We start from the raw sequence: 24,532 nt of genomic DNA on the forward strand, positions 1-24,532 counted from the left end.
CGGCCCCAGTCTCAGCCGCGCAGGAGAAGCATCAGCCGGTCCCTGACCGACAGGTTGGCCCTGAGGACCCCGCGTCCGTGCCGCCGCAGCACGTAGGCAAGAACCCGGCGCTTGCTCAGGCGCTTGCTGGCAACTTCCTTCTTCACGACATCGAGCTTGCGCGGATCGACCTGGCCCTCGGCGAGCAAAAGGCCGACCGCAACGATCTGGGAATTCGGCAGTTTGCGGATTGCGTCGAGGCTCTTCTCGATCCGCCGCCCCTCGATCTCGACGAAGGCGGCCGACCGGCTGCCGCCGGACCCGCGCTGTCCTGCCAGCACCGGGGCTTCCTTCTCCGCCGACGCGGCGGACACGGCGCTGGCCTCCAGGGCATCGCCGTCGATCGACGGCAGGCCCGGTCGGGCGATTTCGTTGTAGGCAGCCACGATCGCGCCAACGGTTTCGGCCCGCAATTCCGGCGCCGAGTCTGCATCGACCGGATCGACGTCCAGTTCGGCGAACAGGCCCTCCCTGCCGAGGAATTCCCGCGCGATCCAGGCGTTCCCCTCGCGGACACGCTCCAGGATCCGGCGTCGTTCCGCGGCCGACAGGATGGAGGCATTCATCGCCGCGGCGCTTGGCTCCCCGCCCTCGCGAAAGATCTCGTGCGCCCTCTGGACAAAGGTCAGGTAGGCGGCGTCATCCGGAAATGGCAGGTCGTTGAACGACCGCAGCGTCTCGACCTCGGCCTTGGACAGCTTCAGTTCGTTCCGCATCTCCGGCGTCGGCTCGATCAGCCCCGACTTGTCGATGCCGAGTTCCTTGATGAAGTCGTCGAGGATGACGCCCTGCCGGATCCCGCTCCGCTCGACCGGGCGGACATGGACCTTTTCCTTCGGAAGCTTTTCGAGCCAGCGGCGCAGGAACTGCTCATAGTCGAGCCGGTCCTGTGTCCACCGCGTCGCCAGCCAGTCTTCGGGCCTCGACGAGATGCGACCGAGCGCGCCGCCGCCAGCAAATTCGGCGTATTGCGAATTCGCCCAGTCGTCCTGCCGCCGGAAATAGATGAGCAGTTCCGGATTGAAGTCGCGCAGATAGTCGACCAGCACCTCGGTGCCGCCGGACAGGAAGCTGCCCTCACTGCTGATGACGATCGTGTGGATCTGCGGCCCAAGCAGCGCCAGGCCGTTCTCCAGCGCGATCCGCATCTCGGGATCGTCCCGCCGCGCCGATTTGAAGAACTGGCTGTGGCCGCCGATCTTGTGGGGGCGGCCCGGCTGGCGATAAACGCCGAATTCTGGCGTCCACACACCCCGACGGATCAGGGCCGGCCGGTTCTGGTCAAGGAAATGCTGGACGAAACTGCTGCCGGTCTTCGATGCACCGGCATGAATGATCACCCGCAGCGAGGGATTGCGCTGTTCCTTGCCGGCTGCCGGTGTTTGCGGAAGCGCGGGGCGGTACTGGGCATAGCGGTTGAGGGCGGCGACCAGCAGTGGATCCGCGTCGCTGTCAAAAAGGCCGTAGACAGTCTCGGCCGGGATGGGCCGAAGCGCCGCCGCAGCCGCCAGCAGGTCCGGACGATTGCGGCGAGCCGCCTCGACGATCAGGCCATAGACGCCTTCGTCAAACCGCGCGTTGTCGACCGCCTCCGGCGTCTTCAGCAGGTCGGCGCTCGTCAGGCCGCTCGACACGATAATCTCCGACCATCGCGCCAGGAATTTCTCCCGCGTCGGCTTGTCGGCCTGCATGACCGTCGCATAGGGGAAGCCGAAGAACACGTACTGGATGTACTGGGAGAGCGTGAACCGGAAATGGTAGTTCAGCGCATGCCCCGGTTCGCCGGCGCCTTTCTCGCTGAACAGCTTGACGACTTCGGCAAAGTTGCGCGTGTGGTTCTCGACGTCGCCGATCGACTTGGCGCGCCGCGCCGTCGACCCGCCGCGGACCCGGTAGACGAGCCCTCGCTCGGCCGACGTCGATATCGACGACGCGTTGAGGAGCGCCTTGAGCAGGAACGGCCGCTCTTCCCATTGCGTCGTCGTGAAACGAACCTCGTTGTCCTCGAGGAAATCGCGCCGGTAAAGGAAGTTCCAGAAGTGGCGATTGTGGAGGATTTCCGGATGCTCGGCGAAACCGACTCCATGGAGTTCCCCGCCGAAATGGGACTCTGTCCTGTCCTGCCGTTCGCGGACCGGACCGTCCGCTTCCTTTTCGACCAGTTCGAAGGACTTGCCGGCCCGCACCATGTCGGCCTTGTCCTTGCGCGCCATCGCCACGAGCCGGGCCAGCAATTCGGGATCGCGGAGGTAGTCGTCGCCGTCGAGAAAGAAGACGTACTCGCCGCGGGCCGCGTCGAGCGCCTTGTTGCGCGCGAAGCCCTGCCCGACATTCTGGCGGAGGATAATCGGTCGGATGCGCGGATCGTCGATCACCAGTTGATCGACGATGTCCTGCGAGTCGTCCGGGGTGCAATCGTTGACCGGAATGATCTCGATGTTGCGCAACGTCTGCGCCTGCACCGAAGCGATGCACTCCTCGATGTACTTTTCGACGCCATGGACCGGGATGACGACCGAAACCTCGGGCGTGTCGACGCCGAGGGCGGCGGTCGGCTGATGTGAACGGTGGCGCACGATATAGTCCAGAACCTGTTCTACGGTCGCTTCATCGGCCGAGTCCGGCGTGAAGTACCGGGTGTACCAGATGTAGAAATAATGGAAAAACTCGACGATCGACCGTTGCCGGTGGCGGTGCGGAACCGGTTTCCGGTCCTCCGTGAACCCCCAGCCGGCATAGATCGGCACCCCGAAGCAGATGACGTGCTTGCCCGCCATCGCGGCCTCGAAGCCCATCTGGCTGCTTGCCACATAGACCTTGTCGACGACATCGAAGACAACGAAGGGATTGACCGGGCGTCGCAGAAAACGGACCCGGCCGCTGTCGACCATCCCTGAATAGAAGCCTTCCCGCTTGCCCCGCTGCTCCAGCGAATCCGGATGCGTCTTGACGATGATCTCGGCATCCGGGTTCTCGCGGATGGCCGAAAGAAGCATGTTCTGGAACGTGTCCTCGTCGGCGCCGCCATAGATCGTCGAGGCATCGGCGAAGGACTGGTCGACGACCAGCACGCGACGGCTGTAGCCGGGGGAGAAGGCTGGCAGGTTGAACGGCTGGTTGTTGTACTTGGAAACACGCTCGGCGAGAATCCTGTCGATCGCCGCCCTGGCGCGCTTCTCCTCGGCATGCGAGAGCGCGGCCGCCGAATTGAGCTTGCGCGCAATCCGCCCGGGATAGTCGCTCATGAAGTAATGGGCGATGTCGTCATAAACATAGCCGAGGCAGGCGTGCCGGGGATCCTGCCCCCGGAACGATGCGGTCCACGACGCAACGGAGGCGAGGTAGCCGGTGTCCATCAACAGGACGGAACTGGAGCCCTCCAGCGACTGGAAGACGCGCACGCAGCCGGGATGCGAATGATAGCCGGGCGGCAGGACCGAGCCACCGACAACGAAATTCTCGGCGTCTTCCCAGCCCGCTTCGTCGATGGCGGTCGCGGACCGGAACATCTTGAGCAGGCTCGTGCCGAACGTGACCTTGAGATAGGTTTCGGGAAATCCGATCGACACCGACTTCGCCCGCCACTGGTCGACAATATCGCGAATATCGGCATCCGCCGGAGCATACTTCTGCCGCCGCCGGATATGGCCGATGAACGTCTTGAAGACCGACTCCTCGTCGCGTGCTGCCTGGGTGGCCCCGGTCTTTGCGTTGTCGGTCAGCGTCATTCAATCCAGCCGTGCTCTGGTCACCGGGAAACATGCGTCCCGCCCCAGCCTGGCGGCTCAGGGTCGCGAACGTTTTAGGACGGACAAGCCGACCGCCACAAGGCTTGCTATTCGAAGCTTGACTCCCTGCCGGCCGGCGGGGATGTACCGACGCTTGGGACGTCGACACCGCGAGAGGTAACACAATTGGGCCGGGCAGACCGAACATCGAATGCGGGAGCGTCACGGCCACCCGAAATCCCCGAAATGCCGCGGATGCTGGCCGAGGGCCCTGCCCGTGGTCCCGACTTCATCTGCATCGGTGCGCAGAAGGGCGGCACCCGCTGGCTTTTCGACCAGCTCGATCACCATCCCCAGTTCTGGATGCCGCCGATCAAGGAATTGCACTATTTCGACCTGAGCGACCGGTTTCTCAAGAAAGCCGTCCCCCTTTACCAGCGCGCCAGGACAAGCATCGACGACGCCAATCGCCGGCGCGACCGCGCCCACGAACGCCGCCTCGAAGCCGTAGACGTCGACTGGCTCGCCGCGCGAATCTGGCTGAACGAGCGGCCGATCGACTTCGACCGCTACGCGCGTCTGTTCAATCCCCGAGGCGATCGCCTGTCCGGGGACATCTGCCCGCCCTATGCGATCGTCCCCGACGATCGGGCGCAGGCGATCCGCCAGAGGTTTCCGGACGCGCGCATCGTTTATCTCGCTCGCGACCCCATCGCCCGCTTCTGGTCGCAATACTGCATGCTGGTGCGCCGGAACGAGCGAAAGGACCCCGCCGCCCTCGAGCAGGTCGAGCGCTTCGCCCGCAAGGGCAACGGCGTCCAGCATTCGAGCATCCGCGAGGTTGTCGCCCGCTGGCGCAGGTCGCCGGACGACGACGCCTTCGGCCTCTTCTTCTTCGACGATCTCAAGGCCGATGCGATTTCGCTCCGCGGCCGAATCCTGAACTTTCTCGGCGCCGACCCGGGACAGGAGAGCGGCGGGCTGTCGACCGACTTCAATCGCAAGAAGGAGCAGGCCAAGGTCGAGATGACCGACCAGGTTCGCGACTACCTGGTGCCGCTCTTCGCCGACGAGATCAGGGGATGCGCCGCGGAATTCGGCGGGCCTGCCCTCGAATGGGTGCGAAAATACGGTCTCTGACCGATAGAATCAAGCGCTTCAGGCTGCCCGCCAGGCGGCAGGGACCGCGTCGCCGAATTCGGTGAAGACGAAGTCGTAGACTTCCGCCAGGGCGGCCCGGACCTTGTCCCACTCCGCCTTGTCCGGCTTGCGCAGGTCGGCGCTCTTGTTGGGATTGGCGCTCGCGTCGAAGACCAGGTCGTCGAGCCCGAGGAAGGTCGCCAGGCGCGCAACCTCGGCATCGTCGAACAGGGTCTCGTAGAAGCCGATGAACACGTCCTCCGGGGCAAAGGATGCCCGCAGGTTCTTCACCGTCGAGGTGTATTCAGTCCGTTCAAGATATTTGCGTCGCTGGACGCTCTTGCCGAAGAGGTCATAGGCGTCGCCCTCGCCACCGCGCCCGGTCGCCTTCTTCGCCTGCATCTTGGCCTGCGACCAGATCCGCTCGACCGGGTCGCGCATCAGGAAGACGGCCTTGGTCCGCCACGGCAGGAAGGACCGGACATAGGCGAGCTCGTCCGCCGACAGGATCGAATAGGACGGGCTGATCTCGCCGAGCACCCGGTGGTTCGGCCTCAGCCGCGACCGGAAATAGGCGAGGTAGTAGTCCTCGCCGCAATCCATTGCGACGCGCTCGAAGGCCTGGTCCGAAATGATCTTGTCGCCACGCTGCTTCAGCAGTCGCCGCAGGATCGTCTCGGTGTCGCGGGGCTTGAAGAAATCCGGATGGAAGCGCCGGTCCCAATAGTGGAGTTCCTTGATCGGCGACATCATGATGTCGCGATGCGCGGCCAGCTGCTCGTAAAGCCAGCTCGTCCCGCATTTCTGCGCTCCCACCCCGAGCAGGAAGATCGGCTCATCCGTCATGCTGATGCGTCTCCTTGCCGGCCTTCAGCCCACCACTGCGCCACCGCCGGACAAACTGCTTCGGACGATGGCGGAAGGCCCGCCAGAGGTGGGTGGCCCGTCGCCCCCCGTCGCCATTGCTGGCGGCAAAACGGGCCGCGTGGATTTCCATATTGTAGAGCTGGACCCGCGTGAATTTCGGCCCGTAGCGGGTGTAGAGCACCCGGTGCTTGTCGAAGATGTAGGCGTGACAGGCCCGTATCTGCTCGGCATCGCGACCGATATCGGACTTGTGATAGACGCAGAGGCTTTCCGCCGTATCCGGGAGGTGCAGACGCCCGCGCTTCAGCAGGAAGCGGAGGAAGAAATCGAGGTCCTGCAGCCGCGGCAACTTCTCGTCGAACCAGCCGACATCACGAAAGGTTCGCGTCGGACCGAGTAGCGTCCATAGATAGGCGCGCAGGTCCTTGCCGCGCAGCAGAGCCATGACCTGGTCCTGATCAACGGTCTGGAACCGTCGCGTTGCCTCGCGTCCGGTCCACTGCCAGTCGAAGTTGCAGGTCACCCAGAACGGCGTGTCGCTGTCCGGCCCGCCGAGCGCGCGCGCCTCCGCGATCTGCGCCGCCGTCTTGCTCGGATACCAGGCGTCTCCCGCATCGAGCCAGGCCGTATACGGACTCTCCGTCGCGTCGAGCAGGACGTTGCGGGTGTAGGGTCGACCGCGATTGACGCCGTTTTCGAGCAGGACGACCGGCCGTTCACGTCGATCGATCAGGTCGCGCAGCCGTGCGATCATCTCCGGCGTCGACCCGTCGTCCACGACCACCACCCGGAAACGCCCGGCATAGTCCTGCGCGTCGATCGACGCGAGCGACAGGTCCAGCGCATCGACCGAATTGTAATGCGGGATCAGGACGTCGATCGTCGGAGAGGGATCATCGTTTGCCAAGGCAGCGTTCAATGAGCTCGACCCAGGCATCCGCGAAATGCTCCTCCGTGAACGTCGCCACGCTGGCGGGCCCGTTGTCGCCGAGCCGCCGGCGCAGGTCCCGATCGTCGATCAGCCGTTCCAGCGCCGCCGCCAGGGCCTCCGCCCCGCCCGACCGGTCGGCCAGCAGGCCGTTGACGCCATCGACGACGAACTGGTTGACCCCCGGGCAATCGGCGAAGGCGACGACGGGCATCTTTAGCGCCAGCGCTTCCGCCGGAGCAAGGCCAAAGCCCTCGAATTCAGCCGGATGACAGAGGATTCCGGCCCGCGCATAGACCTCCCCCATGTCGGATCGGGTACCGCCGAGCGCGAAGGAATCGCCGATCCCCAGTTCGGCGATCCGCTCTTCCAGCTTCGCCTGCTGCGGGCCATCGCCATAGATCACCACCCGCCAGTCCGGATGCTGGGCCGCGATCAACGCCCAGGCATCAGCGAGCATCAGGTAATTCTTGACCGGCGCCAGCCGGCCGACACCCAGGATCGTGTTCTCGCGTTCGCCCGGCCGGTGGCGCAGCACATCCTTCGAGATGTAGTTGGCGACCACCACGATCTTGTCCTGGAGGCTTTGCGGAAACCAGGCGCCGAAATCGGCAAAGAGAACGTGGATCGCCGCCGCATGACGCAGCGCCTTCATCCGCATCACACGGTCGTAGGGATTGGTGCTCCAGCGCTTCGGATCGCAGTAATCGCGCTCCGGCACGTTGTGGTTGGTCGGGATGACCTTCACGTCGGTCCCGGCGGCGGCCAGCAGCGTCGGGGTATTGGCCGGCGGCAGGAAGCTGATCGCCACGTCGGGCTTCGAATGCTGGAAGTAGTCGCGCAGCAGCCCGATGACCGGGTCTTTCTTGAGGTGCCATTCGGCCCAGTTCCGCACCCGGTCGGGCAGCCGCTTCGAGTTGAACATGTTGTAGGGCCAGCGGCGCTCGGAGGGAAACCGCGGATGGACGTTGATCAGTTCGATCCGCCGGTCGAGCGGATAGAAGGGCGCGCCTTCCGCTTCCTCGAAGTGGACGCAGCTCACCGCATAGCCGCGCGCCACCAGCATGTTGGCGAGTTCGACGAAGATCCGCTCGGCGCCGCCACCGCGATTGAGCAGGTTGGCGATGACCAGCGTAACCCTGGTCGCCGGGGGCCGGAAGCGGTCCGGTTTCCCGGAGATGCCTGAAGGGATCGCGGCTGCCGCCGTCACAACAGGATTTCCGCCGTCAGTTCCGCGAAGCGGTGCACCGACATGCCTTCATACTCGGCCAGTTCCGCGATCGGGGACGCCTCGAGCGAGGGAAACAGCGGCGCCGGATGATCGCTGGCGAAATCGCGCCTCAGCATCTCGTTATCGGCGGCGAAAGACTGGCAGAAGGCTTCCATGTCGGCCCGCGATATCCAGTCGACACCGTCGAGTAGCCCGCCCTTGGCGGCGCGCTGGTCGAGGCGGTCGGCGACGTTGGCCAGCTTGCCCTTGCCCGCCTTCGTCGCGTTGAACAGGCGCTTGTATTCGACGAGTTCGAGCGGCAGCGACCGGTTCTCCACCGGCGTTCGCGGCAGGTCTGACACGTCGACCCCGAGATGGGCGAAGAAGGCATCGACCAGGCCCTGCGTCTTCATGTCCTCATAGACAAGGAGATCGACCGCGCCGAACGCTGTCCGGAACATGGACAATTGCCGGTGATAATCGAACTCGCTCCGCTGCTCGACAAGGAACTGGCGGAAGCGCGCCGAGTATTTTCGCGACTTGATCTTCTCCTGGTAGAGCGATCGCGCGAAGCCGTCCTGTCGGCGCAGCGTGGCGAGAACGACGACATCGTCGATGCCGATCACCGCCTTCAGCCGTGCGATATAGGCCTCGCGTTGCGCCCAGTAGTCCGCCGGCCCCTTCAGCACGTGCCGGTAGATCGGCTCGGCGCTGAGCAAAACGGTCTCGCCCTTGCGTCCCCCGCGCCGAACCGCATCGGCAAATCGTTCTGCGTCGTCAAAGGTAAACCGGCCCCGGGGAGCGTCAGCCACCGCATGGGCGAAGTGATGATGACCGTAGTGCTCGGATCGGCCGATCTCCTCGTAGGACGGGTACCAGAGTCCGCGAGCGCGCAAGGCGGCACGATTCGACGCGGCAAACCGCTGGACCGCTGTCGTCCCGGTCTTGTGGCTGCCGATATGAAGATAAAGGGTCATGCGCGCTGAGGCGTCACGTCAGATGCAACTCCGGAGCAGACCGGAGCGGACGAAGTGCTGAGGGTCCGCCCGAACATCCGACATGCAAGTCTGTCGGCGAGTGGATATCATGGGGAACCGCGGAAACTCAAGGCGAGTCGATTTCATGCCCTATGACCTGATTCTCAAGAACGGCCGGATTCTCGATCCCTCCCAGGGCATCGACAAGATAGCCGACATTGCCTTCACCGACGGCCGCGTCGCCGCCATCGGTTCCGATCTCGCCCCCGACTCCGGCACCGATACCCGCGACATCAGCGGCAAGATTGTCTCGCCCGGTTTCATCGACCTCCACACCCACGTCTACTGGGGCGGCACGTCGCTCGGCATCGACGCCGGCGAAGTCGCCAGGACCAGCGGCGTCACGACATTCGTCGATGCCGGCAGCGCCGGCGCCGGAAATTTCGCCGGCTTCCGCAAACACGTCATCGAGCCGAGCGAGCCGCGCATCCTCGCCTATCTCCACATCTCCTTCGCCGGCATCTACGCCTTCTCGAACCGCATCATGGTCGGCGAGAGCGACGACATGCGGCTGATGGCGCCGGCCGATGCGCTTGAGGTGGTCGAGGCCAACCGCGACGTCATCGTCGGCATCAAGGTGCGGGTCGGCCGCCACGCCAGCGGCGATTCCGGCATCGCGCCGCTCGACATTGCCCTGCAACTCGCCGAGGAAACCAGCCTGCCGCTGATGGCGCATATCGACGAGCCGCCGCCCACCTATGACGCCGTTCTCGAGAAATTGCGTCCGGACGACATCCTCACCCATTGTTTCCGTCCCTTCCCCAACACCCCGGTCAGCGGCCAGGGCGCGGTGAAGGAGTCGGTGATCGCGGCGCGCAAGCGCGGCATTATCTTCGACGTCGGCCACGGCATGGGCTCCTTCGCCTTCGCCACCGGCCGCGCCATGCTCGCCGGCGGATTCATGCCCGACACCATATCGTCGGATCTCCACAAGCTCTGCCTCGCGGGTCCGGCGGTCGACCAGGCGGTGACCATGTCGAAGTTCCTCTGCCTTGGCATGCCGCTGGAGGAGGTCATCCGCGCCTCGACGGTCAACGTTGCCAAGGCGATGCGCCGCGAGGACCTCGGCACGTTCCGGACAGGCGCGCTGGGCGACGCGACGATCTACACCGTCGACGAGGGCCGGTTCGACTATCACGACGTGGTTGGCGAAGTGCTGACCGGCGACCGCAAGATCGTCCCCGCCGGCGTCGTTCTCGAAGGGCGCTGGTGGCATTCGGCCTGACCGCCGGACTGTGACGATGGTCATAACCAGACCGGGAAAAGGACGCTAAAGGCCGCGGCGAGACACACGCAAAGCGCAACTGGGGAACCGATGACCGGCACCTACGGCAGTATTCTTGAGACGGTGGGCAACACGCCCGTCGTCAGGATCAACAAGCTGGCGCCGGAGGGCATCGATCTCTTCGTCAAGCTCGAGGCCTTCAACCCGATGGGCTCGGTCAAGGACCGGCTGGCGCTCGGTGTCATCGAGGCGGCGGAGCGCGACGGCTCGCTGAAGCCCGGCCAGACGGTGATCGAGGCGACCAGCGGCAACACCGGCATCGGCCTCGCCATGGTCTGCGCCCAGAAGGGCTATCCCCTCGTCGTCACCATGGCCGAGAGCTTCAGCGTCGAACGGCGCAAGCTGATGCGCTTCCTCGGCGCCCGCGTCATCCTGACTCCGGCGTCCGAGAAAGGCACCGGCATGCTCGCCAAGGCGACAGAACTCGCCGAGAAGCACGGCTGGTTCCTCTGCCGGCAGTTCGAGAACGAAGCCAACGCCGACATGCATTCGCGCACGACCGCGCCGGAGATCCTGCGCGACTTCGAGGGGCGTGGCCTCGACTATTGGGTCACCGGGGCCGGAACAGCCGGAACGCTGAAGGGTGTGTCCCGCGTCCTCAAGAAGGAGCGCCCCGATATCAGGATCGTGGTGTGCGAGCCCGACAATTCGCCGATCATCGGCAGCGGCGTCGCACAGGATTACGCCCCCGACGGGACGCCGGCCAGGAGCCATCCCTATTTCCGTCCGCACCTGATGCAGGGCTGGACGCCTGACTTCATCCCCAAGCTCGCGAACGATGCGCTGACCGCGGGACTGGTCGACGAGGTCGCCCCAATCCAGGGCGCCGACGCGCTGAAATATGCAAAGGAACTGGCCCTGAAGGAGGGCATCTTCTGCGGCATTTCCGGCGGCGCGACCTTCGCCGGTGCGCTCCAGATCGCCCGGAAAGCGCCGAAGGGGACGACCATCCTCTGCATGCTGCCCGATACCGGCGAGCGCTATCTCAGCACCCCGCTCTTCGAGGATGTCTCCGAGGACATGACCGCCGAGGAGATGGAGATCGCCGCCTCGACGCCGCGCTACCGCTTCGATGTATCGGCAGCCGCGACGCCGCCGGCGGCGTCCGGAGACGCCGCGTCGCCCGAGGCGGTCGATTTTGTCGAGACGGTGGTGTCGTCATCCGAGCAGCCGGTGGTGCTCTTCGCCCTGGAATGGTGCGAATTCTCCTGGTCGCTCCGCAAGATGTTCACCGAAATGAACATCCCCTACCGCTCCGTCGACCTCGACTCGGTCGAGTACCAGGAGGGGAACCGAGGCGGCGATATCCGCTCGGCGCTGCGCGAAAAGATTTCGATCCCGACCATCCCGCAGGTCTTTGTCGGCGGCCAGCATGTCGGTGGCTGCACCGAAACCCTCGACGCATTCAACGAAGGCCGGCTGCAGGAACTCCTGTCGAAGAGCGGCGTCGCCTTCGCGCAGAAGCAGGTCAACGCCTATTCCTACCTGCCGAAGTGGGTGCATCCGCGCTGAGGCATCGTAACGCCGATCAGGCGAGCCGCATCCCGGCCAGCCGGTCGAGCGCGCCCTGAAGGATGTAGGCGGCCGCCATCTTGTCGACCACCTCTCCTCGCCGCTTGCGGCTGGCGTCGGCCTCAAGCAGCGTCCGCGTGACAGCGGCGGTCGACAGGCGCTCGTCCCATAGCGCGACCGGCAGGTCGGTGATCGGCGCCAGGCTGCGAACGAAAGCGCGCGTCGCCTGCGCCCGCGGTCCCTCCGAACCGTCCATGTTGATTGGCATGCCGAGCACCAGCGCCACCGGCTGATACGCCGCGACCTGTTTCATCAGTTCCGCGGCGTCGGCGGTGAACTTCTTGCGTTTGATGACGATCAGCGGCGTTGCGATCCGCCGACCGGGGTCGGATGTGGCCAGCCCGATCGTCTTGGTGCCAAGATCGAGCCCGATTAGTCCCCCGACCGGCGGCAGGATCGCGGCCAGTTCCTCGATCGTCAGCGGTGGCGGCGCCTTGGCCATGGAGCTACCGTTCGGTCCGACAGGACGCGCAAGCAGCGCAGGCCGGATCGAACCGGTTCGCGGTGCATTGGGTTACAATGCGCGGACACGCTTGGCGCTTCATTGGTTTCGGCCTCCACATCGGCCACGCATAACAAGCACGGAGGAACAATGAAACTCACCTGGTTCGGCCATTCGGCCTTCCGCGTCGACATCGACGGCGCGACCGTCCTGATCGATCCCTTCATCGACAATCCGACGTTCCAGGGCGATCGGGAGGCGGCTTTTCGCGGCGCGACACATGTCGTCCTGACCCACGGCCATGACGACCACACCGGTTCGACCGTCGAGATCTGCGAGTCCACCGGCGCGACCCTGATCGCCAATTTCGAGCTCTGCAATCACCTCGCCGGTTTCGGCGTGGAAGAGATGAGCCCGATGAACACCGGTGGAAACGTCTATTTCGGGCCTTTTTCGGTCGCCTTCGTCCCGGCCTGGCACTCGTCGGGCACGGTCATCGACGGCAAACCGGTCTATCTCGGCAATCCTTGCGGAATCGTCCTGATGGCGCCGGGGGAGAAAACGCTCCTCCACATGGGCGACACGGACATCTTTTCCGACATGGCGTTGATCAACGAGATTTACGCGCCGAAGATCGGCATCGTCCCGATCGGCGACCGTTTCACCATGGGCCCGAAGCTTGCGGCGATGGCCTGCACGCGCTTTTTCGATTTCGAAACGGTGATTCCCTGCCATTACGGGACGTTTCCGGCGCTCCATGGGACCGCCGAAGACTTTGTCGCCCGCATGCAAGATACGCCCACCGGGGTCACGATCCCGGTACGCGGCGACGCCATCGAATTATAGGGGGAGAAGACAGAGCGGCGGGCCAGCATGGCCGTCCGCCGCCCCGAAAACGGCCTATCCTGGCCGATATTGCTGAATGCGCGTCGTCCGCAGCCCGGCCAGACCGTGGTCGTCGATCGACTGCTGCCAGGAGAGAAACTCCTCGACGGTCAGGGTATAACGGGTACAGGCCTCCTCAAGACTAAGGAGTCCACCGCGAACCGCGGCTACCACCTCGGCTTTGCGCCGTATTACCCAGCGTTTAGTGTCGCGCGGCGGAAGGTCTGCAATCGTCAGAGGGCTACCATCTGGGCCGATTACATACTTTACGCGCGGACGAAGCTGTTCGGTCATTCTACTCTCACACTCAATCCTGACCCGTCCTGATGTGAGACTAGTCCGACGCCTTTAAAATTTGGCTAAGTGCCCGGCAATAAATCGGTAAGAATTGTAAAGGCTTTGAATGGCCTCCCGACGGGATACCGTTTCCCCGCCTTGAAGATGGCGCGATCGCGACTATAGTCCCCGGTATCGTCGAACGAGGCGCCGGCCGTCGGGCGCCCGCCAAAACCCAAGTATTTGCATGCGCGTCAGCCTCGATCTTCCCGGCAGCCCCGACCGGACCCGCGTCGTCGTCGCGATGTCCGGCGGCGTCGACTCATCCGTCGTTGCGGGACTCCTCAAGGAGTCCGGCTACGATGTCGTCGGCGTGACCCTCCAGCTCTACGATCATGGCGAGGCGACCCATCGCAAGGGCGCCTGCTGCGCAGGTCAGGATATCCATGACGCCCGCCGGGTCGCCGAGACGCTGGGCATTCCCCATTATGTCCTCGACTACGAGGAGCGCTTCCGCGAGGCGGTCATCGATCCCTTCGCGGCAAGCTACGCGGCCGGCGAGACACCGGTGCCCTGCATCTCCTGCAACCAGACGGTCAAGTTCGCCGACCTCCTCGGCACCGCAGAGCGTCTTGGCGCCGATGCGCTGGCGACCGGCCACTATGTGCGGTCCGAGCAGCACGGCAATCGCCGGGCGCTTTTTCGCCCGGTCGACCTCGATCGCGACCAGAGCTATTTCCTCTTCGCCACCACGCCGGCGCAGCTCGACTTCCTGCGCTTCCCGCTGGGCGGCATGACCAAGGCGGAGACCCGCGCGGCCGCCCGCGCCTTCAACCTGCCGATCGCCGAGAAGTCGGACAGCCAGGACATCTGCTTCGTCCCCTCCGGCGGCTATGCCGATGTCATCCGCAAGCTGAATCCGGGTGCCGCCGAGCCCGGCCACATCGTTCACATCGACGGACGCGTTCTCGGCCGCCATGACGGCATCATCAATTTCACCGTCGGCCAGCGCCGCGGCATCGGCATTGCCCTCGGCCAGCCGCTCTACGTCGTCCATCTCGATCCCGAGGGCCGCCGCGTCATCGTCGGCCCGCGCGAGGCGCTCCTTACTGGCCGCCTGCATCTGCGCGGCGTCAACTGGCTCGGCGACATGCCGCTGGCAGAAGTCCCGGCCGGGGGCATCGATATCCTCGCCCGCGTTCGCTCGACCCGCCCGCCTATGCCCGCCCGGCTGATGGTCAAGGATGGCAAGGTGGTGGTAGATTTGGCGGTCGGCGAAGCTGGCGTTGCGCCGGGTCAGGCCTGCGTCTTCTATGACGGCGACGGTGACGGCGCCCGAGTTCTCGGCGGTGGCTGGATCGAACGGTCCGAGCATAACGCCGAGGCTGAGATTGCTCTCGGAAAGCTCGTCAGCCGGGACAGCGCCGTCGCGGCGCTTTAGGGAGGAGCCATGCCCGGGCGGTCGTTCAATACGGGGAAGTCGAACGCCGGGCAGGCTTCCGGCGCAACACTGGCCAGCCTCGACGATTCCCATGTGGTCGCCGCCTATGCGCGCTGGGCGCCTTTCTATGACCGGTTCTTTGGCGCCTTCACCGCCAGCTCATGCCGGATCGCCGTCGGGGAGATCAACAGGCTGCCGCCGGGCCGGGTCCTCGAACTTGGCGTCGGCACCGGCATCTCCCTGCCCCTCTATGACCGCAAGCATCGCATCGTCGGCATCGACCTCAGCCGCGAGATGCTCGACATCGGCCGCAAGCGCGTCGCGGACGAGAAACTCGACAATGTCGAGGCGCTGGTCGAGATGGATGCCGAGGCATTGACGTTCGAGGACGGCGGTTTCGACGCCGTCATGGCGATGTTCGTTATGACCGTGGTACCGGACCCCGACCGCGTCCTCGCCGAGATCGTCCGGGTGGTCAAGCCTGGCGGACACGTCGTCCTCGTCAACCACTTCTCGGTCGAAAAAGGTCCTCGCGCCTGGATCGAACGCTGGATGGCGCGCTATTCCGCCAAGCTCGGCTGGCGCCCGACGTTCCCCATCGACCTTGTGCTGGGCCGACCGGAGCTCAAACTGATCCGCCGGCAAAGCGCGAAGAGCTTCGACCTCTTCACGATGCTGGTCTTCGAGCGGGTCTGACCCGCGCCCGATGCCTTAGTGGATTTCCGGCTCGGGGGTCCGGGCGGTGCCGGCCAGGAAGTCGAAATCGCACCCCTTGTCGGCCTGCTGAATGTGGCTGGCATAAAGCCGGTTATAGCCGCGCTCGAAGGTCCGGTCGGGCGGCACCCATTCGGCCAGCCGCCGGGCGATCTCGGTTTCCCGGACCTCCAGCACCAGCGACCGCTTGTCGACATCGACCGAAATCAGGTCGCCGTTGCGGACCGCGGCCAGCGGCCCCCCGACATAGGATTCCGGCGCGACATGGAGAATGCAGGCGCCGTAGCTGGTGCCGCTCATCCGGCCGTCCGAAATCCGCAGCATGTCGCGGACACCCTGCTTCAGGAGCTTGCGGGGGATCGGCAGCATCCCCCATTCCGGCATCCCCGGCCCACCGACCGGGCCGGCATTCTGCAGCACCAGGACGTGATCCGGCGTCACATCGAGGTCGTCGCGATCGATCAACTTCGACATCTCGTTATAGTCGCGGAAGACCAGCGCCGGGCCGGTGTGCTTGAGCAGTCGCGCTTCCGCCGCCGCCGGCTTGATCACCGCGCCGCCGGGCGCCAGGTTGCCGCGCAGCACGGCCATCCCCAGCGCCGACGAGACCGGGCTGTCGAGCGGCCGGATGATGTCGCTGTTATAGACCTTGGCATTGGCGATCGCCGTGCCGAGGTCGGTGCCGGCGACCGTCAGCGCCGAAAGGTCGAGCTTCTCACGCAGTTCCGACAGCAGCGCCGGCAGTCCGCCGGCATAGTAGAAATCCTCCATCAGGAATTCGCCCGACGGCCGGATGTTGGCCAGCACCGGAACTTCGCGCGCGAACCGGTCGAAATCGTCGAGACCGAGATCGACCCCTGCTCGCCCGGCCATCGCCACCAGATGGATGATGGCGTTCGTCGATCCGGCCAGCGCCATCTGCATCACCACCGCATTGTCGAAGGAAGCGCGGGTCAGGACATCCGATGGCTTGAGGTCCTCGGCGATCATCTCGACGATCCGGCGGCCGCAGGCGGTCGCCATGCGCGCGTGGCCCGAATCCGCCGCCGGGATCGACGAGGCGCCGGGCAGCGTCAGGCCGAGCGTCTCGACCAGCGCCGTCATTGTCGCGGCGGTGCCCATCGTCATGCAGGTGCCGAAGCTCCGGGCGATGCCGGATTCCATCGACCGCCACTCGTCCTCGGTGACCTTGCCCGCCTGCTTGTCGGCCCAGTATTTCCAGACATCGCTGCCTGAACCGAGCACCTGCCCCTGGTAGTTGCCGCGCAGCATCGGCCCGGCGGGCATGAAGATCGCCGGCAGATCCATGCTGATCGCGCCCATCAGCGTGCCGGGCGTGGTCTTGTCGCAACCGCCCATCAGCACGACGCCATCGACCGGATGCGACCGCAGCAGTTCCTCGACCTCGAGCGCCAGCAGGTTGCGATAGAGCATCGTCGTCGGCTTGACGAAGGTCTCCGACAGCGACAGCGCCGGCAGTTCGACCGGGAAGCCGCCCGCCTGCCAGATCCCGCGCTTGATCTCCTCGGCGCGGCTCCGGAAATGCGCGTGGCAGGGCTGAAGGTCGGACCATGTGTTGATGATCGCGACCACCGGCTTGCCCATGAAATCCTCATAGGCGTAGCCCATCTGCAGCGTGCGCGAGCGATGGCCGAAGGCACGCAGGTCGCTGGCGCCGAACCAACGGGCGCTGCGCAGGCCGGGTTTCTTGCTGTTACTCATTCCCGTATCCGTTCGCCCTCAGGAGTCGCTCGACCGTTGCCAGATGTTGATGCCGCCATCGGTAGCGAGCTTGTCGATCTCGGCCAGTTCCTCGGCGCTGAAGTCGGGATTGTCGAGCCCCTTGACCAGGTCGGTGATCTGCTCCGGCCGGCTCGCGCCGATCAGCGCCGTCGTCACCCGCGGATCGCGCAGCACCCAGGCGACCGCCATCTGGGCCAGCGACTGGCCGCGGCGCTTGGCGACATCGGCAAGCCCGCGGATCGCGGTGAGATTCTCCTCGCTGAGGAAGCCTTCGCGCCATGATCCGGCGCCACTGGCCGCCCGGCTGCCCTCGGGAACGCCGTTGAGATACTTGTTGGTCAACAGGCCCTGGGCGAGCGGCGAGAAGGTGATGCAGCCGATCCCCTCTTTGTCGAGCGTATCGAGCAGGCCGTCCGCCTCGATCCAGCGGTTGAGCATCGAATAGCTCGGCTGGTGAATCAGGCAGGGTGTGCCGAGATCGTGGAGGATCGCCGCCGCCTCCGCCGTCCGCCTGGCGCTGTAGGACGAGATGCCGACATAGAGCGCCTTGCCCTGGCGCACCGCGGTGTCCAGTGCGCCCATGGTCTCCTCAAGCGGCGTATTGGGATCGACCCGGTGCGAATAGAAGATGTCGACATAGTCGAGCTTCATCCGCTTGAGGCTCTGGTCGAGGCTCGACAGGAGGTACTTGCGGCTCCCCCACTCGCCGTAGGGCCCCGGCCACATCCGGTAGCCGGCCTTGGTCGAGATCACCAGTTCGTCACGCAGGCCCTGGAAATCGGTCGCCAGGATCTCGCCGAAATGCTCCTCGGCCGAGCCGGGCGGCGGGCCGTAATTGTTGGCGAGGTCGAAGTGGGTGATGCCGTTGTCGAAGGCGGTGCGGCACATGTCGCGCGCCGTGTTGGCAAGCGCGTTATGGCCGAAATTGTGCCACAGGCCGAAGGACAGTTCCGGCAGTTGCAGGCCGCTTCGTCCGGTATGCCGGTACTTCATCCGCTCGTATCGGTCTTCCGCCGGCTGATAGCTCATGGTGTCTCCAACTGTTTGGTTCCGGCCATACGGCCGTCGGGTGGGTCAGGTCGCCGGGTCGCTGAGATAACGCCGGTTTTCCTCGTAAAGTGCCTTGGCAGCGTCCGCAACGCCGGCCACTTGCCCCGGATCGAGGTTGGCAAGGTAGGGCTGTATCGGCCCGGTCTCGGCGATCCCGACAAGCTGAACCGCGTCATGCAGGACGACGATCGGCGAATGTGCGTCGCGCTGATCCTCAAAGGCGAGAAACCGCTCGCGCAGCGCTTCGGCGGTTTGCCGATCGCGGGATTTCAGCGCCTTGAGAATCGCGGTCGACATATGTGGCGCGATGGTAACCGATCCGGAGGTGAATGCCGCAACACCGAAATCGAGCACATGGACGATCGCCGGCCTCTCGCCGATGCCACTGACCAGCCGCTCCGTGCCGATCGCCTCGACCAGTTCGGAAAGATAGCGATCGGTGCCGGGATCGGCGCGCTCGACCGCATATTTCACCACGCAGACGACGCCGTCGGCGATCAGCGCCGCCATGTCGCGCGGCGCGAAATAATTCTCCGCCCGCACGTAGGCAGTGATCGGCCGGCCATAGGCGTCGGCGATCCGCCGCAGCCCGGTTGCCACGCCGGCGGGCTTGGTCGGCCCGTTCATCGGCAGCGCCATCGCGGTCGGGAAATCGTAGTCGCGAAGAATACGGACCTGATCGAGCGCCTTGCCGAAATCGGGACCGAAGGCCGGGATCATCCAGCCATCGGCGGGCGCGATCTCGACCATCATGTCGAGCACGGAAGGGAATTCGGCGAGGCCGAGATGGTAGAAATTGGCGTTTCCGCCATAGAGGAAGCTCGAAACCCCGCCTTCCGCCATCCAGCCGACGATCTTGCGGTTCTGCTCGACATCGGCCGAGCCGTCGGCGGCGCGCGCCAGCGGCGGCACCGCGATCACCGATCGGACCAGATCGGCGGGGGTGACTGGATCCGTCTTCATGACTTCCGGTTGAACTCATTCAAGGTGGGACGTCCCAAAGTTATCGGACAACTTCGTCCCGGACAACTCCACCCCGGTCGTTTGCGCGACCGCCTGCGGTTGACGACCATCGACGGCTCGCGGATAAGCACCCCTGCAGAAAACGAGCCGCGCGTTACACGGCCGCCATTTTCGGGGAAAAACCATGGCTTCAATGTTTGACCTGACCGGTCGTCTCGCACTGGTGACCGGATCGAGCAAGGGAATCGGGCTGGCGCTCGCCGAAGCGGTAGCCGAAGCCGGCGCCGAGATCATCATCAATTCGCGCAACCCCGAGGAGCTCGAAAAGACCCGGGCGAAGCTCGCCGCGGAAGGCCACAAGGTCCATGCCGTGTCCTTCGACGTCACCGACCAGCCGCTGGTCGAGGCGACGGTCGCGCGCATCGAGGCCGAGATCGGCCCGATCGAAATCCTCTTCAACAACGCCGGCATCCAGTATCGCACGCCGCTCGACGAGTTCCCGGTCGAGGCCTGGCGCCAGGTCATGGCCACCAACCTCGACAGCGTCTTCTACGTCGGACAGGCAGTCGCCAAGCGGATGATCCCGCGCGGCCATGGCAAGATCGTCAACACCTGTTCGCTCGGCAGCGAGATCGCCCGCCAGACGATCGCCCCCTACACCGCCGCCAAGGGCGCGGTGAAGATGCTGACCAAGGGAATGTGTGCCGACTGGGCCAGGCACGGCCTGCAGATCAACGGCATCGGCCCCGGCTACTTCAAGACCGAGCTCAATCGCGCCCTGTTCGAGAACCCCGAATTCGACGCCTGGGTGAAGCAGCGGACGCCGGCCGCCCGCTGGGGCGATGTCGACGAACTCAAGGGCGTCGCCGTCTTCCTCGCCTCCGATGCCGCGACCTTCGTCAACGGCCATATCGTCTATGTCGATGGCGGTCTGGTCAGCGCGCTGTAGCACCGGCAAGCGAACGCGGATCAGGTCGAGCGCTGGAAGATCAGGACGCCAGCGAGCACCAGGATGATGGCGACGATCCGCATCGGGTCGAAGGCGTGGCCCTCGTAGCTGCCGAGCCCGGTCCAGTCGAGCACCGTCGCCATGATCATCTGGCCGGCGACGATCGCGCCGAACAGCGCCGCCGCGCCGAGCGCCGGCGCCAGCCACAAGGTCGCCGCGACGAAGAGAAAGCCGATCGATCCCGCAATCCAGAGGTACCACGGCATGCCGGCAAGCGCCGTCCAGTGGATCGTCGGGCGGCTGATCAGGATATAGGCCGAGCAGAGCACGAAGGAGACGAGGATCGAGACGAAGGCGGCGACCACCGGGCTACCGACGCGGCGGGCAACATCGGCGTTGAGGAGCGGCTGGACCGCAATGGCGCAACCGACGCCGATCGCCGCCAGCAGGAAAGGTATCTTGGACAAGGTGCAGCCTCCTGCCGGGTGACCCGGCCTCAGCGGCTGCCGACAGCGCCGCCCGCTTCCAGGGAATCGATCTCGTCCTCGGGATAGCCGAGTTCGCGAAGCACCGCACGGGTATGTTCGCCGAGCAGCGGCGAGGCGCGCTCATAGGCGAGCGGCGATTCCGACATCCGGATCGGGCTGCGCACCGAGGGGACGGTGCTGCCGTCTCCCCTCGGCAGGTCGAGCCGCATGCCGCGATGGACGACCTGGGGATCGGCAAAGACCTGCTCGAGGGAATTGATCGGACCGACCGGAACTCCAGCCGCCTCGAGCCGGCCGATCAGGTCCGTCGCGGTGAATCGGGCGGCCAGTGCGGCGAGGATCGGCACCAGCGTCTCGCGATGGGCGACCCGCGCCTGGTTGGTGACATAGTCGGTGTCGTCGGCAAGATCGCCGGCGCCGAGCACCGCGACAAAGTTCCGGAACTGGGAATCGTTGCCGACCGCGACGATCACATACCCGTCGCTGACCGCGAAGGATTGGTAGGGCACGATGTTGGGATGGGCGTTGCCGAGACGGTGTGGCGACACGCCGGTGACCAGGTAGTTCATCGCCTGGTTGGCCAGCACCCCGACCTGGCAATCGAGCAGCGCCATGTCGATCTGCTGTCCCTTGCCAGTCCTGTCGCGATAGGCCAGAGCCGCCTGGATGCCGATCACCGCGTAAAGCCCGGCGAAGATGTCGGCGAAGGCGACGCCGGACTTCATCGGCTCGCCATCGGGCGCTCCGGTCAGGTCCATGATGCCGCCCATGCCCTGGATGACAAAGTCATAGCCGGGACGGCCGGCGCGCGGGCCGTCCTGACCGAAGCCAGTGATCGAGCAATAGATGACCCGCGGATTGACCGCCTTCAGGCTCTCGTAGTCCAGCCCATATTTGGCCAGGCCGCCGACCTTGAAGTTCTCGACGACGACGTCCGCCTGCTCGACCAGCCGGTGGACCACCCGGACGCCTTCGGGCCTGGCGAAGTCGACGACGATCGACCGCTTGCCGCGATTGGCGGCGTGGAAATAGGCGGCGTCCTCGGTGCCGTCGGCGTTGGCGACGGCGGGCGGTCCCCAACGACGCGTATCATCGCCGGCCGGGCTTTCGACCTTGATCACGTCGGCGCCGAGATCGGCGAACAACTGGCAGCCGAACGGACCGGCCAGCACGCGGGACAATTCGACCACCTTCAGTCCGGCCAGCGGCGCCGCCATCGTCGATCCTTTGCTCGGTTGCTGAACGTCTAGGAAAACGCCTGGATGCCGGTCTGCGCCCGGCCGAGGATCAGGGCGTGGATGTCGTGGGTGCCCTCGTAGGTGTTCACCGTCTCGAGATTGAGCATGTGGCGGATGACGTGGAATTCATCGGCGATGCCGTTGCCGCCATGCATGTCGCGGGCGAGCCGTGCGATGTCGAGCGCCTTGCCGGCATTGTTGCGCTTGATCAGGCTGATCATCTCGGGAACCACCCGCCCCTCGTCGAACAGCCGCCCGACCCGCAGCGCCGCCTGGAGCCCGAGGGCGATCTCGGTCTGCATGTCGGCGAGCTTCTTCTGCACAAGCTGGTTGGCGGCAAGCGGCCGGCCGAACTGGCTGCGGTCGAGGACATATTGGCGGGCGCGGTGCCAGCAATCCTCCGCCGCGCCCAGCGCCCCCCAGGCGATCCCGAACCGCGCCCGGTTGAGGCAGCCGAATGGCCCTCCGAGCCCGGAAGCGTTCGGCAGCAGGTTTTCCTCGGGCACCTCGACACCGTCCATGACGATCTCGCCGGTCACCGACGCCCGCAGCGACATCTTGCCCTCGATCTTCGGCGTCAACAGCCCGGCCATGCCGCGCTCGAGCAGGAAGCCGCGAATCTTGCCGTCATGGCCGGCGGACTTCGCCCAGACGACCATGACGTCGGCGATCGGTGAATTGGTGATCCAGGTCTTGGTCCCGGTCAGCCAGTAGCCGCCATCGACCGGCTCGGCCCGCGCTTCCATCGCGCCGGGGTCGGAGCCGTGGTCCGGCTCGGTGAGCCCGAAGGCGCCGACGATCTCGCCGGTCGCCAGCCGCGGCAGGAAACGCTGGCGCTGCTCCTCGCTGCCATAGGCATGGATCGGATGCATGACCAGCGAGGACTGGACGCTGAGCGCCGACCGGTATCCGGAATCGACGCGCTCGACCTCGCGGGCGATCAGGCCGTAGGAGACGTAGCCGGCGCCGGCGCCGCCATACTCGGGCGGAATTGTCGCACCAAGCAGCCCGAGCGCCCCCATCTCGCTGATGATCTCCCGGTCGAAACGCTCGTCGCGGAACGCCGACAGGACCCGCGGCTGCAGCTTCTCCTGGGCGTAGGCATGCGCCGTCTCCCGGATCAGCGCCTCTTCCTGGCTGAGTTCGCCATCGAAGGCGAGCGGGTCGGACCAGTCGAACGAAGCCTTGCCGGAGGTTTCTGCCATGATTTGGAAATCTGTCTTTCGGGTTCGGGGATCAGGTTGGATGATAGCGAAATCGGCGCGCCGGATCGCGTCCTTTTCATCGCCACGGACGACACGGTTGCATGTCGAGCCATGCCGCTCATCAAACAACTCTGGAACCTTTCCAGACAATAGACTGGAACAGTTCCAGCAACACACCTTAGATTTGTTCTAAATAACTGGTTTTACTTGCAAATCTCCTTCCAGAACCATATTTCAATTCTGTACCCACCCACCGGCCGGCCTTGAACCGGCGCGATGATGAGAGTCTGAAATCATGCTGCCTACCGTACCCTTGCGGCGTCTTGCCGTGTTCGTTTCCCTCGCTCTCCTGCCGGCTGCCGCCCTGGCCGACGGCGAGGTCAATCTCTACACGACCCGCGAACCGGGGCTCGTCAAGCCGCTGCTCGACGCCTTCACCGAGGATACCGGCATCGCCGTCAACACCGTCTTTGTCGATGCCGGCCTGCCGGAGCGCGTTTCGGCCGAGGGCGAGAACTCGCCTGCCGACGTGCTGATGACCGTCGACTTCGGCAACCTCGCCGACCTCGTCGATGCCGGCGTCACCCAGCCGGTTGCGTCGGACGTCCTCGACGCTGTCGTGCCGGAGAACCTGCGCGATCCGGAGGGACGCTGGTACGCCCTGTCGATGCGGGCCCGCGTCCTCTACGCCTCGAAGGACCGCACCGATCTCGACGCCTTCACCTATGAGGAGCTTGCCGACCCGGCGTGGAACGGCAAGGTCTGCATCCGCTCGGGCCAGCACCCCTATAACAACGCCCTGATCGCCGCCTATATCGCCCATCACGGCGAGGAGGCCACCAGGACCTGGCTTGAAGGCGTCAAGGCCAACCTCGCCCGCCAGCCCGGCGGCGGCGACCGTGATGTCGCCCGCGATATTCTCGGCGAGATCTGCGATATCGGCATCGGCAATTCCTACTATGTCGGCCTGATGCGCAGCGGCGCCGGCGGCCCGGACCAGGAGGAATGGGGCAAGGCGATCGACATCGTCCTGCCGACCTTCGCCGACGGCGGCACCCATGTGAACGTCTCCGGCGCGGCGCTCGCCGCCCATGCGCCCAATCGCGACAACGCCATTCGCCTGCTCGAATTCCTGGTGTCGGAAGAGGCCCAAGCGATCTACGCCAAGGCGAATTTCGAATACCCGGTTCGCGAAGGCGCCGAGGTCGATCCGATCATCGACGCTCTCGGGCCGCTCACTCCTGACACGACGCTGCTGACCGAGATCGCCAGCCACCGCAAGGCGGCGAGCGAACTGGTCGACGCCGTCGGCTTCAACGACTGACGAAAGGC

General features: G+C 65.2%; 21 protein-coding genes. 8 read left to right on the forward strand and 13 right to left on the reverse strand.

Annotated elements, in window-relative coordinates:
* Positions 1–11: 11 nt before the first annotated feature.
* Positions 12–3,767, reverse strand: coding sequence for a glycosyltransferase (locus tag BLT60_RS21675; RefSeq protein WP_090880194.1), 3,756 nt, complete (start codon positions 3,765–3,767; stop codon positions 12–14).
* A gap of 246 nt (positions 3,768–4,013) precedes the next feature.
* Here BLT60_RS21675 and BLT60_RS21680 point away from each other — a divergent pair, with 246 nt between their 5' ends.
* Positions 4,014–4,907 carry a sulfotransferase gene (locus BLT60_RS21680; RefSeq protein WP_090880197.1) on the forward strand — a complete coding sequence of 298 codons (894 nt, stop codon included), beginning with the start codon at positions 4,014–4,016 and terminating at the stop codon, positions 4,905–4,907.
* An 18-nt stretch (positions 4,908–4,925) separates the two neighbouring features.
* Here the strand turns inward: BLT60_RS21680 and BLT60_RS21685 are convergent, their stop codons facing one another.
* Genes BLT60_RS21685 through BLT60_RS21700 form a run of 4 tightly spaced genes read right to left on the reverse strand, consistent with a single transcriptional unit; the run spans position 4,926 to position 8,889 of the window.
* The gene (locus tag BLT60_RS21685; protein ID WP_090880200.1) at positions 4,926–5,753 is read right to left on the reverse strand and encodes a sulfotransferase; all 828 of its coding nucleotides are present in this window, start codon (positions 5,751–5,753) and stop codon (positions 4,926–4,928) included.
* Entirely contained in the window at positions 5,743–6,681 is a 939-nt protein-coding gene (locus BLT60_RS21690; RefSeq protein WP_175478580.1) for a glycosyltransferase family 2 protein, read from the reverse strand. Before BLT60_RS21690 ends, BLT60_RS21685 begins: the two co-directional genes overlap by 11 nt.
* Positions 6,668–7,912, reverse strand: a complete 1,245-nt coding sequence (locus BLT60_RS21695; RefSeq protein WP_090880205.1) for a glycosyltransferase — start codon at positions 7,910–7,912, stop codon at positions 6,668–6,670. The genes BLT60_RS21690 and BLT60_RS21695 overlap by 14 nt, the downstream gene beginning before the upstream one ends.
* Positions 7,909–8,889 carry a hypothetical protein gene (locus BLT60_RS21700; protein ID WP_090880208.1) on the reverse strand — a complete coding sequence of 327 codons (981 nt, stop codon included), beginning with the start codon at positions 8,887–8,889 and terminating at the stop codon, positions 7,909–7,911. The genes BLT60_RS21695 and BLT60_RS21700 overlap by 4 nt, the downstream gene beginning before the upstream one ends.
* A 145-nt stretch (positions 8,890–9,034) precedes the next feature.
* Here BLT60_RS21700 and BLT60_RS21705 point away from each other — a divergent pair, with 145 nt between their 5' ends.
* Positions 9,035–10,174 carry an amidohydrolase/deacetylase family metallohydrolase gene (locus BLT60_RS21705; RefSeq protein ID WP_090880211.1) on the forward strand — a complete coding sequence of 380 codons (1,140 nt, stop codon included), beginning with the start codon at positions 9,035–9,037 and terminating at the stop codon, positions 10,172–10,174.
* 90 nt (positions 10,175–10,264) lie between these two features.
* On the forward strand, positions 10,265–11,746 hold the full coding sequence (cysK, locus tag BLT60_RS21710; protein ID WP_090880214.1) for a cysteine synthase A: 1,482 nt from the start codon (positions 10,265–10,267) through the stop codon (positions 11,744–11,746).
* A 16-nt stretch (positions 11,747–11,762) separates the two neighbouring features.
* On the opposite strand, the gene ruvX is transcribed toward cysK, so the two are convergent.
* Positions 11,763–12,248, reverse strand: coding sequence for a Holliday junction resolvase RuvX (gene ruvX, locus BLT60_RS21715; RefSeq protein ID WP_090880217.1), 486 nt, complete (start codon positions 12,246–12,248; stop codon positions 11,763–11,765).
* A gap of 150 nt (positions 12,249–12,398) precedes the next feature.
* On the opposite strand from ruvX, the gene BLT60_RS21720 reads away from it, so the two are divergent.
* Positions 12,399–13,094, forward strand: a complete 696-nt coding sequence (locus BLT60_RS21720; protein ID WP_090880220.1) for a metal-dependent hydrolase — start codon at positions 12,399–12,401, stop codon at positions 13,092–13,094.
* Between the two features lie 54 nt (positions 13,095–13,148).
* On the opposite strand, the gene sciP is transcribed toward BLT60_RS21720, so the two are convergent.
* The gene (sciP, locus tag BLT60_RS21725) at positions 13,149–13,427 is read right to left on the reverse strand and encodes a CtrA inhibitor SciP (RefSeq protein WP_090880223.1); all 279 of its coding nucleotides are present in this window, start codon (positions 13,425–13,427) and stop codon (positions 13,149–13,151) included.
* A gap of 229 nt (positions 13,428–13,656) precedes the next feature.
* Between sciP and mnmA the strand changes: the two genes are divergently transcribed.
* A complete protein-coding gene (gene mnmA, locus BLT60_RS21730) occupies positions 13,657–14,850 on the forward strand; it encodes a tRNA 2-thiouridine(34) synthase MnmA (protein ID WP_090880225.1) in 1,194 nt (397 codons plus the stop codon).
* Positions 14,851–14,859: 9 nt separating this feature from the next.
* Positions 14,860–15,546 carry a class I SAM-dependent methyltransferase gene (locus BLT60_RS21735; RefSeq protein ID WP_090880228.1) on the forward strand — a complete coding sequence of 229 codons (687 nt, stop codon included), beginning with the start codon at positions 14,860–14,862 and terminating at the stop codon, positions 15,544–15,546.
* Between the two features lie 15 nt (positions 15,547–15,561).
* On the opposite strand, the gene araD is transcribed toward BLT60_RS21735, so the two are convergent.
* Genes araD through BLT60_RS21750 form a run of 3 tightly spaced genes read right to left on the reverse strand, consistent with a single transcriptional unit; the run spans position 15,562 to position 19,320 of the window.
* Entirely contained in the window at positions 15,562–17,286 is a 1,725-nt protein-coding gene (gene araD, locus BLT60_RS21740; protein WP_090880231.1) for an L-arabinonate dehydratase, read from the reverse strand.
* Positions 17,287–17,304: 18 nt separating this feature from the next.
* Positions 17,305–18,336, reverse strand: a complete 1,032-nt coding sequence (mgrA, locus tag BLT60_RS21745) for an L-glyceraldehyde 3-phosphate reductase (protein WP_090880234.1) — start codon at positions 18,334–18,336, stop codon at positions 17,305–17,307.
* A gap of 45 nt (positions 18,337–18,381) precedes the next feature.
* Entirely contained in the window at positions 18,382–19,320 is a 939-nt protein-coding gene (locus tag BLT60_RS21750; RefSeq protein ID WP_090880237.1) for a dihydrodipicolinate synthase family protein, read from the reverse strand.
* A 184-nt stretch (positions 19,321–19,504) separates the two neighbouring features.
* On the opposite strand from BLT60_RS21750, the gene BLT60_RS21755 reads away from it, so the two are divergent.
* Entirely contained in the window at positions 19,505–20,269 is a 765-nt protein-coding gene (locus BLT60_RS21755; protein ID WP_090880240.1) for an SDR family oxidoreductase, read from the forward strand.
* Positions 20,270–20,289: 20 nt separating this feature from the next.
* On the opposite strand, the gene BLT60_RS21760 is transcribed toward BLT60_RS21755, so the two are convergent.
* Genes BLT60_RS21760 through BLT60_RS21770 form a run of 3 tightly spaced genes read right to left on the reverse strand, consistent with a single transcriptional unit; the run spans position 20,290 to position 23,200 of the window.
* The gene (locus tag BLT60_RS21760; protein ID WP_175478581.1) at positions 20,290–20,736 is read right to left on the reverse strand and encodes a DMT family transporter; all 447 of its coding nucleotides are present in this window, start codon (positions 20,734–20,736) and stop codon (positions 20,290–20,292) included.
* Positions 20,737–20,765: 29 nt separating this feature from the next.
* The gene (locus BLT60_RS21765) at positions 20,766–21,974 is read right to left on the reverse strand and encodes a CaiB/BaiF CoA transferase family protein (RefSeq protein WP_090880245.1); all 1,209 of its coding nucleotides are present in this window, start codon (positions 21,972–21,974) and stop codon (positions 20,766–20,768) included.
* Positions 21,975–22,003: 29 nt separating this feature from the next.
* Positions 22,004–23,200 (reverse strand): acyl-CoA dehydrogenase, encoded by a 1,197-nt coding sequence (locus tag BLT60_RS21770; RefSeq protein WP_090880309.1) that lies wholly within the window; start codon positions 23,198–23,200, stop codon positions 22,004–22,006.
* Positions 23,201–23,495: 295 nt separating this feature from the next.
* Between BLT60_RS21770 and BLT60_RS21775 the strand changes: the two genes are divergently transcribed.
* Complete coding sequence (locus BLT60_RS21775) at positions 23,496–24,524, forward strand: Fe(3+) ABC transporter substrate-binding protein (RefSeq protein ID WP_090880247.1); 1,029 nt, start codon at positions 23,496–23,498, stop codon at positions 24,522–24,524.
* Positions 24,525–24,532: the final 8 nt, after the last annotated feature.

It is taken from the genome of Bauldia litoralis, assembly GCF_900104485.1.
Classification (GTDB): Bacteria; Pseudomonadota; Alphaproteobacteria; order Rhizobiales; family Kaistiaceae; genus Bauldia; species Bauldia litoralis.

Coding starts and splice junctions, on each gene's coding strand:
- BLT60_RS21770 (WP_090880309.1), bottom strand. CDS start 23,200: ATGGCAGAAACCTCCGGCAAGGCTTCGTTCGACTGGTCCGACCCGCTC.
- ruvX (WP_090880217.1), bottom strand. CDS start 12,248: ATGGCCAAGGCGCCGCCACCGCTGACGATCGAGGAACTGGCCGCGATC.
- BLT60_RS21755 (WP_090880240.1), top strand. CDS start 19,505: ATGGCTTCAATGTTTGACCTGACCGGTCGTCTCGCACTGGTGACCGGA.
- mgrA (WP_090880234.1), bottom strand. CDS start 18,336: ATGAGCTATCAGCCGGCGGAAGACCGATACGAGCGGATGAAGTACCGG.
- BLT60_RS21720 (WP_090880220.1), top strand. CDS start 12,399: ATGAAACTCACCTGGTTCGGCCATTCGGCCTTCCGCGTCGACATCGAC.
- BLT60_RS21735 (WP_090880228.1), top strand. CDS start 14,860: ATGCCCGGGCGGTCGTTCAATACGGGGAAGTCGAACGCCGGGCAGGCT.
- cysK (WP_090880214.1), top strand. CDS start 10,265: ATGACCGGCACCTACGGCAGTATTCTTGAGACGGTGGGCAACACGCCC.
- BLT60_RS21705 (WP_090880211.1), top strand. CDS start 9,035: ATGCCCTATGACCTGATTCTCAAGAACGGCCGGATTCTCGATCCCTCC.
- BLT60_RS21775 (WP_090880247.1), top strand. CDS start 23,496: ATGCTGCCTACCGTACCCTTGCGGCGTCTTGCCGTGTTCGTTTCCCTC.
- BLT60_RS21675 (WP_090880194.1), bottom strand. CDS start 3,767: ATGACGCTGACCGACAACGCAAAGACCGGGGCCACCCAGGCAGCACGC.
- sciP (WP_090880223.1), bottom strand. CDS start 13,427: ATGACCGAACAGCTTCGTCCGCGCGTAAAGTATGTAATCGGCCCAGAT.
- BLT60_RS21765 (WP_090880245.1), bottom strand. CDS start 21,974: ATGGCGGCGCCGCTGGCCGGACTGAAGGTGGTCGAATTGTCCCGCGTG.
- araD (WP_090880231.1), bottom strand. CDS start 17,286: ATGAGTAACAGCAAGAAACCCGGCCTGCGCAGCGCCCGTTGGTTCGGC.
- BLT60_RS21700 (WP_090880208.1), bottom strand. CDS start 8,889: ATGACCCTTTATCTTCATATCGGCAGCCACAAGACCGGGACGACAGCG.
- BLT60_RS21750 (WP_090880237.1), bottom strand. CDS start 19,320: ATGAAGACGGATCCAGTCACCCCCGCCGATCTGGTCCGATCGGTGATC.
- BLT60_RS21680 (WP_090880197.1), top strand. CDS start 4,014: ATGCCGCGGATGCTGGCCGAGGGCCCTGCCCGTGGTCCCGACTTCATC.
- BLT60_RS21685 (WP_090880200.1), bottom strand. CDS start 5,753: ATGACGGATGAGCCGATCTTCCTGCTCGGGGTGGGAGCGCAGAAATGC.
- mnmA (WP_090880225.1), top strand. CDS start 13,657: ATGCGCGTCAGCCTCGATCTTCCCGGCAGCCCCGACCGGACCCGCGTC.